Source organism: uncultured Ralstonia sp. (assembly GCA_913056305.1).
Taxonomy (GTDB): Bacteria; Pseudomonadota; Gammaproteobacteria; order Burkholderiales; family Burkholderiaceae; genus Ralstonia.
The window spans coordinates 1-9886 of the sequence record CAJXMR010000179.1 but is presented as its reverse complement, the minus strand read 5'-3'; the positions used below and the strand labels follow the sequence as shown (position 1 = coordinate 9886).

Genomic DNA, 9886 nt, shown 5'->3' with positions numbered 1-9886 from the left:
CGTCTGCGGCCTAGCCGTTCTCGTCGCCGACGTCGAAGCGGACGCCCTGCGCCAGCGGTAGCGCAGTGCCGTAGTTGACCGTATTGGTGGCGCGCCGCATGTAGGCCTTCCACGCGTCGGACCCCGATTCGCGCCCGCCGCCGGTGTCCTTCTCGCCACCGAAGGCGCCGCCGATCTCTGCGCCGCTTGGGCCGATGTTGACGTTGGCGATGCCGCAGTCGCTGCCGGTAGCGCAGACGAAGCGCTCCGCCTCGCGCATGTCGAGCGAGAACAGGCTCGACGACAAGCCGTGCGGCACCGCGTTGTTCAGCGCGATGGCCTCGTCCAGCGTGTCGAACGGCATGACGTAAAGGATGGGCGCGAAGGTCTCCTCGCAGACCACGCCGGTTTGCGCGGGCATTTCCACCAGGGCGGGGCGCACGTAGTAGGCGTCGCCGTCGCCAATGGTGACGCGCTCGCCGCCGTGCACCTTGCCGCCTTCGACGCGGGCGCGGGCCAGTGCGGCCTGCATGCGCTCATAGGCGTGGCGGTCGATCAGCGGACCGACCAGGGTATCGGCCTCGCGCGGGTCGCCCACGCGCACACGCGCGTAGAGGGTGATGAGGCGCGGCACCAGTGCGTCGTAGACGGTGCGCTGCACGAACAGCCGCCGCAGCGACGTGCAGCGCTGCCCGGCCGTGCCCATCGCCGCAAAGGCGATGGCGCGCTCGGCCAGCGCCAGGTCCGCGCTGGCACCGACGATGGCCGCGTTGTTGCCGCCGAGTTCGAGGATGGTGCGCGCAAAGCGCGGCGCGGCCGCCTGCGCCACGGCGCGGCCCATCGCCGTGCTGCCGGTGGATGAGATGAGCGGAATGCCTGGATGGCGGGCGAGTGCTTCGCCCAGATCCCGTCCGCCGATGGCGACCTGCGCCAAGTGCGCAGGCGCGTCGCCCAAGCGCTGGCACGCGCGCAGGAAAAGGCGCTCGACCGCCAGCGCCGTCAACGGGGTCTTCTCCGACGGCTTCCAGATGACCGGGTCCCCGCACACCAGCGCCAGCGCAGCATTCCACGCCCACACCGCCACCGGAAAGTTGAACGCGGTGATGACCAGGCACGGCCCCAGCGGATGCCACGTTTCCATCATGCGATGCGCAGGGCGCTCGCTGGCAATCGTCAGTCCGTAAAGCTGCCGCGACAGCCCGACGGCGAAGTCGCAGATGTCGATCATTTCCTGCACTTCGCCCAGGCCTTCCTGGGTGATCTTGCCGGCCTCCAGCGTGACGAGCGCGCCGAGGTCATCCTTGTGCGCGCGCAGCGCTTCGCCGAGCAGCCGCACCAGTTCGCCCCGGCGCGGGGCGGGCACGGTGCGCCATGCCTGGAACGCGGATTGCGCTTGCGTGACGATGCGGTCGGCGTCGGCCGCCGTTTCCAGCGGCAGGCGGGCGAGCACGGCGCCGTCGATCGGCGAGCGCGCGGCGAGCGGGCCGTCGGCGTCGGACAGGGTGTGCAGATGCAGGCGGTGCAGCAATTCGGCGGCGGACATGGCGGTGTGCGGAGGTGAAAGCGTCACGTTCAGCATGCGCTGCCAGTGGTCGGTCCGCAAGCAGGGGTATTCGCACGTTGAAATTAATTAATTCGACAATTAATATTCGCGCATGGCATCCCGAAAACCTTCCCCACGCGGCCCGGGCCGTCCTCGTGGCGGTGCGCAAGAAGACCTACGCGACCGTCTGCTCGACGTTGCCGTGCAACTGTTTGCGCGCGACGGCGTCGGCCCGACCACGCTGGCGGCGATCGCCCGCGAGGCCGGGGTGACGGCGCCGATGGTGCACTACCACTTCAAGACGCGTGACCAGTTGCTCGACGCCATCGTGGATGAGCGCCTGCGCCCCCTGATCGACCAGGTGACGGGCCCGGCGCTGGCCGCCATCACCGACGACAGCCACCTGCCGGATCTGGCGCATACCGTGGCGGGGGTGGCCCAGCGCATGGTGGCGATGGCTTCGGCCACGCCGTGGTTTCCGCCGCTATGGATTCGCGAGATCGCCAGCGAGGGCGGCCAGCTGCGCGAGCGGGCGTTTGCGCGCATCGCGCTGGAGCGCGCCACGCTGCTGGTCGAGCGCATCGCCCGCGCGCAGGCGGCCGGTGCGGTGAACCCGGCGCTGCAGCCGCCGCTGGTGATGGTGTCGGTGATCGGCCTGGCGATGCTGCCGCTGGCCACGCGCGCGCTGTGGGGCCGCCTGCCGTATGCGGACACCGTTGACGCGGAGGCGATCGGGCGGCACGTGGCGGCGCTGCTGCTGCACGGCATCGGCCCCCCACCGGCAGTCGACGACGACGGCAGCAAGAAGGCCAAGCGCAAGACACGTAAGTAGACGGATCAATCAGTTACGCGGAGGGCGGCATGCGTCCAGCGAAGTGGATCGGCAGGGCAGGGTGTCTGGCAGGGGCGGCAGCGGCGTTGGCGGGCTGTGGTCAGCCGGACACCAAGACCTACCAGGGCTATGTGGAGGGCGAGTTCGTCTACGTGGCGTCGTCCATGGGCGGACGGCTGGAGCACCTGGGTGTGCAGCGCGGCCAGACTGTCGGCGCCGGTGCGCCGCTGTTCGTGCTCGAGTCCACCGACGAGGCCGCTGCGCGCCAGCAGGCCGCCGCGCAGCTGCAGGCCGCCGAGGCGCAACTGGCCGACCTGAACCTCGGCCGGCGCGTACCCGAGGTGGATGTCGCGCGTGCTCAATTAGCGCAGGCAGTGGCGGCGGACAAGCTGTCGTCGATCCAGCTGACGCGCGACGAGGCGCAGTTCCGCGCCGGCGGTATCCCGCAGGCGCAGCTCGACGCCAGCCGCTCCACCGCGCAGACCAACGCGCAGCGCGTGCGCGAGCTGACCAACCAGCTGCGCATCGCTCAACTGCCGGCGCGCAATGACCAGATCCGCGCGCAATTGGCCCAGGTGGAAGCGGCGCGCGCAGCGGTGGCGCAGGCGCAATGGCGGCTGGACCAGAAGGCGCAGAAGGCCACGCAGGGCGGTCTGGTGGTCGACACGCTGTATCGCGAAGGCGAGTGGGTGGGCGCGGGCAGCCCCGTGGTGCGCATGCTGCCGCCGGCCAACGTGAAGGTGCGCTTCTTCGTGCCGCAGGGCGTGGTGGGCGCGCTCAAGCCCGGGCAGGCCGCGCGCATCCATTGCGACGGCTGCGCGGCTGATGTGAGTGCCACCGTCACCTACGTCGCCAACGAGGCCGAATACACACCGCCCGTGATCTACAGCAACACCACGCGCGACAAGCTGGTCTTCATGGTGGAAGCGCGGCCCGCTGCAGCGGACGGCCCCAAGCTGCGCCCCGGCCAGCCGGTTGAGGTGACCTTGCCATGAGCGGCCCGCACAACGGCTACGGCGACTACGCCATCGACGTGCGCGGCCTGAACAAGCACTTCGGCGATAAGCACGTGGTGCGCGATCTCTCCATGCAGGTCGCGCGCGGCGAGATCTTCGGCTTCCTCGGCCCCAACGGCAGCGGCAAGACCACGTCGATCCGCATGATGTGCGGGCTGCTCACGCCCGACAGCGGCAGCGGCACCTGCCTGGGCTACGACATCCTCAAGCAGTCGGCCCAGATCAAGCGCCGCGTCGGCTACATGACGCAGCGCTTCTCGTACTGGGACGACCTCTCCATCCGCGAGAACCTTGACTTTGTCGCGCGCCTTTACGAGATGCCCAACCGGCGCGAGGCGGTGGACCACGCGCTGGAGACGCTCGGCCTGGCCTCACGCGCCAAGCAGTTGGCCGGTGCACTGTCCGGCGGCTGGAAGCAGCGCCTGGCGCTGGCCGCGTGCATGCTGCACCAGCCCGACCTGCTGCTACTGGACGAACCAACCGCCGGCGTTGACCCGAAAGCGCGCCGCGATTTCTGGGAAGAGCTGCACCGGCTGGCCGCGCAGGGCATCTCGGTGCTGGTCTCCACCCACTACATGGACGAGGCCGAGCGCTGCCACAAGCTCGCCTACATTGCGTACGGCGAATTGCTTGCGCAAGGCACGGCCGCCGAGGTAATCGCCAGCCAGCGCCTGTCGACCTGGGCAGTGATGGGCGGCAACCTGGTCGAGCTTGGCCGCAAGCTCGAAGGCCGGCCCGGCGTGGATCAGACGGTCGCCTTCGGTTCCGTGCTGCACGTGACGGGTGCCGATGCGCTCGCCCTGGAGGCCACGCTGCGCAGCCTCGCCAGCGAAGCCGGCGTGCGCGCCGAGCCCATCGACACCGGCCTGGAAGACGTCTTCATCCACATGATGCGCGGCTCGTCGGACAACTACGGAGCGCAGCCATGAGCCTCACCATCAACGGCAATCGCTTCTCCTTCAGCCGCTGGTGGAGCGTGGTGCTCAAGGAGTTCCTGCAGTTGCGGCGCGACCGCGTGACCTTCGCCATGATGATCGGCATCCCGATCATGCAGTTGCTCCTGTTCGGCTTTGCCATCAACACCGACCCCAAGCACCTGCTGACTGGCGTGATTGCGGCGGACCAGAGCGAGTTCACGCGCAGCTTCCTGGCGAGCATGCGCAACTCCGCCTACTTCGACCTGACCACCACCTTGCCCGATGAGGCGGCCGGGCGCGATGCCTTGGCCAAGGGGCAATTGCAGTTCGTCGTGTCCATCCCGCCGGACTTCACGCGCAAGCTGGTGCGCGGCGAGAAGCCCTCGCTGCTGGTCGAGGCCGATGCCACGGACCCGGCCGCCACCGGCCTGGCGGTGGCCTCCCTCTCGCAACTGGTGCAAGGCGTTGTCAGCAAAGACATGAAGGGCGCGCTGGCGCCGCTGGCCGGGGGTGCCAGTGGCGCGGCGCCACCGTTCGACGTGCGCATCCACAAGCTCTACAACCCGGAAGGCATCACGCAGTACAACATCATCCCGGGGCTGATGGGCACCATCCTGACAATGACCATGGTGATGATGACGGGCCTGGCCATGACGCGCGAGCGCGAGCGCGGCACCATGGAAAACCTGCTCGCCACGCCCGTGCATCCGCTGGAGGTGATGACGGGCAAGATCGTGCCCTACATCTTCATCGGGCTGGTGCAGGTCACCATCATCCTGCTGATGGCGGTGTTCGCCTTCCATGTGCCGTTTGTCGGCAGCGTGTGGATGGTCTACGTGTCGGCGCTGCTGTTTATCGTGGCCAGCCTGACGGTGGGCATCACGCTGTCGTCGCTCGCCCAGAACCAGTTGCAGGCGACGCAGCTGACCTTCTTCTACTTCCTGCCGAACATCCTGCTCTCGGGCTTCATGTTCCCGTTCGTGGGCATGCCCAAGTGGGCGCAGGTGATCGGCAACCTGCTGCCGATGACGTACTTCAACCGGCTCACGCGCGGCATCCTGCTCAAGGGCAACGGCTGGTTCGAGCTGTGGCCGAGCATCTGGCCGCTGATGGTGTTCACGGTGCTGGTGCTGAGCATCGCGCTGCGGTTCTATCGCAAGACGCTGGATTGAGGTGGCCATGCGAACGTTCCTGATCTTTTTCTGTGATGGCGTGGGTGGTCCATCCCCCGTTTCGTCCCCTGCAGGGGTCGACTCCCTTTCTTTGTCTTGCCAAAGAAAGAAAGCAAAGAAAGGCGCGCCCGAGATGGCGAAAGACCCCTTGAATTTTCGTAACCGGGCGGAGACGGGGAAAACTCGCTTCGCTCGGACAGTTCCCCGTCTTTTTTCCGCCCGCTTACAAAAATTCAAGGCGCCATCTAGGGCAGGGAACGGCCAAACTGTCAGGGGGCGTGTGTTGGCGTTTGGGCGATTGTGGGGGGGGCGTGGGTTGGGTCTGGGTCTGGGTGCTGTGTTGGCTGCTGCGCTGGCGATGAACGGTTGCGCCGTCGGGCCCAACTTCAAGACGCCGGCCACGCCCGCTGCGCCCAGCTATTCCGCACAGCCCGTGCCGCGCGAGACGGCATCGGCGCCCATTCCCGGTGGCGAAGCGCAGCATTTGGCCGAAGCCAATGTGCCGGCCGACTGGTGGCACCTGTTCCAATCGCCCGCTCTCGATGCACTGGTGGACGAAGCGCTGCGCGCCAGCCCGACCGTCGCGCAGGCCGAGGCACGCCTGCGGCAAGCGCAATCGGAAGCCGAGGCGCAGTTCGGCTACGCGCTGCCGTCGGTGGACGGCACCGTGTCGGCGGTGCGCCAGCAGATCAACCCGGAAGCGTTCGGTTTCAACACGCCCAAGCCGGGGCCGTTCACGCTGTACTCGGCGTCGCTGTCGGTGTCGTACGCGCTGGACCTGTTCGGCGGCGTGCGGCGTGCGTTGGAAGCGTCGCGGGCGGAAGTCGATACGCAGCGCTATACGCTGGAAGCGGCGCGGCTGTCGCTGGCGGGCAATGTGGTGACTTCAGTGGTGCGCATCGCCTCGCTCGATGCGCAGATCGCCACCACGCGGCGGATGGTGGCCGAGCAGCGCGAGCAGCTGGCGATCACCGAGCGGCGCTTCACCGCGGGCGGTGTTGCGCAGGTCGACGTGCTGTCGCAGCGCAGCCAGCTCGTGCAGACGGACGCCACCTTGCCGCCGCTCGCGCAACAGGCCGCGCAGATGCGGCACCGGCTGTCGGTGCTGATGGGCCGCGAGCCGGGCGCGGGCTTGCCGGACTTGCCATCGCTCGATGCACTGCGCCTGCCCGATCCGCTGCCGATGTCGCTGCCGTCGACGCTCGCGCAGCGGCGTCCCGACATCCGCGCCGCCGAGGCACTGTGGCACGAGGCGAGTGCCAACGTGGGCGTGGCCACGGCCAACCTGTATCCGCGCATCACGCTGTCGGCGGGGCTGGGCTCGGAGACGACCGGCTTCCGCAACCTGCTCGGCGCCGGGTCGAGCATCTGGAACCTGGGCACCTCGCTCACGCAGCCGATCTTCCACGGCGGTACGTTGCGCGCCCGCAAGCGCGAGGCCGAGGCGGCGTACGACGCAGCCGGCGCAGCCTACAAGCAGACCGTGCTGCAGGGCCTGCAGGAGGTAGCCGACGCGCTGCACGCCGTGCACAACGACGCGCAGACGCTGCAAGCGCGCGCGCTGGCCGCCGACACCGACATCCTGCTGATGGACGAGGCGTTCTCCGCGCTCGACCCGCTCATCCGCGCCGAGATGCAGGACCAGCTCCTCACGCTGCAGCAGACCCTGCACAAGACCATCATCTTCATCACGCACGACATGGACGAGGCGCTGCGCATCGGCCACCGCATCGCCATCCTGCGCGACGGCCGGCTGATCCAGGTCGACACGCCCGAAGGCATCGTCGAACGCCCCGCCGACGACTACGTGCGCCGCTTCGTCGAGAAGCAGCACCAGCAGCGCGCCGACGCCTCGGAGCGTGAGGCGCACGGGCTTGGCTACCCGCTCGGCTTCTCGATGTTCGGCCGGCCAGCGCACGCCTGACGCGGTAGCGCTTTCCTTTTCCGAGTTTTCCGATCGCTTTTCCCATCACTTTCTCGCACGCTCACGCACCCACCATGACACCGTCCACCATGTATATCGGCGAAGGCTTTGAGGGCCCTGGCGTCAATGCCGCGCACATCAACATCCTGCTGGGCCCGCGCGACGGCCCGGTCGGTCAGGCCTTCGCGACCGCGCTGGCCACGCCCTCACAGGGGCACTGCCCGTTCATGGTCATCGCCCAGCCCAATGTGCCGGTCAAGCCGATGACGCTGTACGTCAACAAGGCCGACATCCGCGGCGACCTGCACGGCAATGCCACCTGGGGCGCATCGCAGGCCGGCATCGCGCGCGCCGTGACCGAGGCGCTGCTGGACGGCACGCTGCCGCCCGAGGCCGAAGACGGCTGGTGCATCGTCACCGCCAACTGGGTCAACTGGGCCTGCGACGATCTCGATGCCGTCTATGAGAACAACTACAACGCCTGCCGCAACGCCATCCGCAACGCGCTGACTGGCCAGCCGAAGACGCTGGTGCTGGCCGAGGTGGTCGGCCGCATCGCCAACCCGTTCTACACGCCCAAGGCGGTGGAAGCCGCCTGAGCGCATCGGAGCCCACTATGGAATTCATCCGACTCGGCCAGTCCGGCCTGAACGTCTCGCGCCTGTGCCTGGGCACCATGAACATGGGCACGCCCCAGTGGAAGCCGTGGATCTACGACGAGGCGCAGAGCGAGCCCATCGTGCGCCACGCGCTGGAAGCGGGCGTCAACTTCATCGACCTGGCGGATTTCTATTCCGCCGGCGTGGGCGAAGAGGTGGTCTGCCGCATCCTGCACCGCGCCGCGCGTCGTGACGAACTGGTCATCACCACCAAGGTCGGCTACCCGATCGGCGCGGGCGCCAACAACCAGGGGCACTCGCGCAAGCACATCTTCGATGCCATCGACGGTTCACTGCAGCGCGCCGGGCTCGACTACTTCGACTTGTACATGCTGCATTACTTCGACATCCACACGCCGGTGGAAGAGACCCTGCGCGCGCTGGACGACGTGGTGCGCGCGGGCAAGGCGCGCTATATCGGCGTGTCGACCATGACCACTGGCCAGCTCGCCAAGATCCTGCAGGCGTGTGAGCGCCACGGCTATGCCAAGCCGATCAACATGCAGCTCCAGCTCAACTGCGCCTACCGCGAGGAAGAGCGCGAAATGATCCCGTTCTGCCGCGACCAGGGTCTGGGTGTGTCGGTGTTCAGCCCGCTGGCGCGCGGGTTGCTCTCGGGCGACGCGCAGTCCACGCGCAACCAGACCGATGTCTTTACCGCGCAGATGTACGGCGACGCGGCCTCGCAGGCGGTTGCGGAATCAGTGCGCCGCGTGGCGGCCGCGCGCGGCGTGAGCCCGGCGCAGGTGGCGCAGGCGTGGGTGATGCGTCATCCGGGCGTGGACGTGATGCTGGTCGGCGCGGACTCGACCGCACAGTTCGACAGCGCACTCGCTGCCGCCAACATGCAGCTCACCGACGACGAAGTCTACGAGCTGGAGCGCAACTACACGCCGTGCGACGTCATCAACGACTACACGGCGGGCCGGCGCATTCCGCGCACCGCACGCCCGGCGCGCGGCGCGTTTGCCGATGCCAGGGAGGCCGCATGAGCGGTGCGGCGTTGCGCAGCCTGTGCGCGGCGGCAGCCGTGCTTGCCTGCGCGCAGGCCTACGCCCAGTCCGGTATCACGCTCTACGGTTTCCTGGACGTGGGCGTGGTCAAGATGACCGGCAATGCCACGCAACTCGGCACCATCCAGCGCAGCAACGTCGGCATCAAGGGCACGGAAGACCTGGGCGGCGGTTACGCCGCCACCTTCAAGCTGAGCAGCCGTTTCGACCTGGGCAGCGGCCGGTTGGAGACGAGCGGCGCCACGCCGTTCTTCCAGGACGAATCGACCGTGGGCCTGAGCGGCCCCTTCGGCAGCGTGCGCCTGGGCCGCGCGCTCACACCCATGTGGCAGTGGGACTGGCTGTACGACCCGTGGGCCAACTTCAACCGCGTCACGTCGGTGGCCTGGTACGCGTTCCACCCGTCATACCGCACCGACCCAAACAACAACGGCCCGATCGGCGAGTACTCGCGCCTGAACAACGGCGTGTTCTACGACTCGCCAGACTGGAATGGCTTCCACGTGCGCGCGTCGGTCGGGGTCGACAAGCACACCACGCCTGACGCGAATGGCAACGTGGACCAGGTGCGCCCGGTGGCGGCGTCGCTCAACTACGACCGCGGCCCGTGGTCGGCCATGCTGACGGCCGAGCGCAATTCGCTGCGCGACAACACGTGGTTTGCCGGTGTGGCCTACACCATCGCTTCGGTCACGCTCACCGGCAGCTATAGCCAGACGCACTTGAGCGACACGAGCCTCGCCTTCCTGGGCGACACCAGCACGCGCCGCACGTCGGCCACGCTGGGTGCCAGCTGGCCGGTGACGGGGCCACTACGCTCAAGTTCGGCAT

At 68.1% G+C, this 9886-nt stretch carries 9 protein-coding genes; 8 read left to right on the top strand and 1 reads right to left on the bottom strand.

Annotation, left to right across the window (positions count from 1 at the left end; all coding sequences use genetic code 11):
- Positions 1 to 10: 10 nt before the first annotated feature.
- The gene (locus QZ609_RS20630; protein WP_295498917.1) at positions 11 to 1522 is read right to left on the bottom strand and encodes an aldehyde dehydrogenase family protein; all 1512 of its coding nucleotides are present in this window, start codon (positions 1520 to 1522) and stop codon (positions 11 to 13) included.
- Positions 1523 to 1634: 112 nt separating this feature from the next.
- Between QZ609_RS20630 and QZ609_RS20625 the strand changes: the two genes are divergently transcribed.
- The 8 genes from QZ609_RS20625 to QZ609_RS20590 form a co-directional block, all read left to right on the top strand.
- Positions 1635 to 2354 (top strand): TetR/AcrR family transcriptional regulator, encoded by a 720-nt coding sequence (locus QZ609_RS20625; RefSeq protein ID WP_295498914.1) that lies wholly within the window; start codon positions 1635 to 1637, stop codon positions 2352 to 2354.
- 29 nt (positions 2355 to 2383) lie between these two features.
- Positions 2384 to 3349: an HlyD family efflux transporter periplasmic adaptor subunit gene (locus QZ609_RS20620; RefSeq protein ID WP_295498911.1), complete on the top strand. Its 966-nt coding sequence runs from the start codon at positions 2384 to 2386 to the stop codon at positions 3347 to 3349.
- Entirely contained in the window at positions 3346 to 4299 is a 954-nt protein-coding gene (locus tag QZ609_RS20615; RefSeq protein WP_295498908.1) for an ABC transporter ATP-binding protein, read from the top strand. Before QZ609_RS20620 ends, QZ609_RS20615 begins: the two co-directional genes overlap by 4 nt.
- Entirely contained in the window at positions 4296 to 5459 is a 1164-nt protein-coding gene (locus QZ609_RS20610; RefSeq protein WP_295498905.1) for an ABC transporter permease, read from the top strand. The genes QZ609_RS20615 and QZ609_RS20610 overlap by 4 nt, the downstream gene beginning before the upstream one ends.
- A gap of 7 nt (positions 5460 to 5466) precedes the next feature.
- A complete protein-coding gene (locus QZ609_RS20605; RefSeq protein ID WP_295498903.1) occupies positions 5467 to 7383 on the top strand; it encodes an efflux transporter outer membrane subunit in 1917 nt (638 codons plus the stop codon).
- A gap of 74 nt (positions 7384 to 7457) precedes the next feature.
- The gene (gene fae / locus QZ609_RS20600; RefSeq protein WP_295498900.1) at positions 7458 to 7982 is read left to right on the top strand and encodes a formaldehyde-activating enzyme; all 525 of its coding nucleotides are present in this window, start codon (positions 7458 to 7460) and stop codon (positions 7980 to 7982) included.
- Between the two features lie 17 nt (positions 7983 to 7999).
- Complete coding sequence (locus QZ609_RS20595) at positions 8000 to 9034, top strand: aldo/keto reductase (RefSeq protein ID WP_295498897.1); 1035 nt, start codon at positions 8000 to 8002, stop codon at positions 9032 to 9034.
- Positions 9031 to 9886: porin (locus QZ609_RS20590; protein WP_295498894.1), on the top strand; the 856-nt coding region annotated here is incomplete at its 3' end. The genes QZ609_RS20595 and QZ609_RS20590, both read left to right, overlap by 4 nt.

Bases quoted from the DNA above. Each gene is read 5' to 3' on its own strand.
- QZ609_RS20630 (WP_295498917.1), bottom strand. From the start codon at position 1,522: ATGTCCGCCGCCGAATTGCTGCACCGCCTGCATCTGCACACCCTGTCC.
- QZ609_RS20625 (WP_295498914.1), top strand. From the start codon at position 1,635: ATGGCATCCCGAAAACCTTCCCCACGCGGCCCGGGCCGTCCTCGTGGC.
- QZ609_RS20620 (WP_295498911.1), top strand. From the start codon at position 2,384: ATGCGTCCAGCGAAGTGGATCGGCAGGGCAGGGTGTCTGGCAGGGGCG.
- QZ609_RS20615 (WP_295498908.1), top strand. From the start codon at position 3,346: ATGAGCGGCCCGCACAACGGCTACGGCGACTACGCCATCGACGTGCGC.
- QZ609_RS20610 (WP_295498905.1), top strand. From the start codon at position 4,296: ATGAGCCTCACCATCAACGGCAATCGCTTCTCCTTCAGCCGCTGGTGG.
- QZ609_RS20605 (WP_295498903.1), top strand. From the start codon at position 5,467: ATGCGAACGTTCCTGATCTTTTTCTGTGATGGCGTGGGTGGTCCATCC.
- fae (WP_295498900.1), top strand. From the start codon at position 7,458: ATGACACCGTCCACCATGTATATCGGCGAAGGCTTTGAGGGCCCTGGC.
- QZ609_RS20595 (WP_295498897.1), top strand. From the start codon at position 8,000: ATGGAATTCATCCGACTCGGCCAGTCCGGCCTGAACGTCTCGCGCCTG.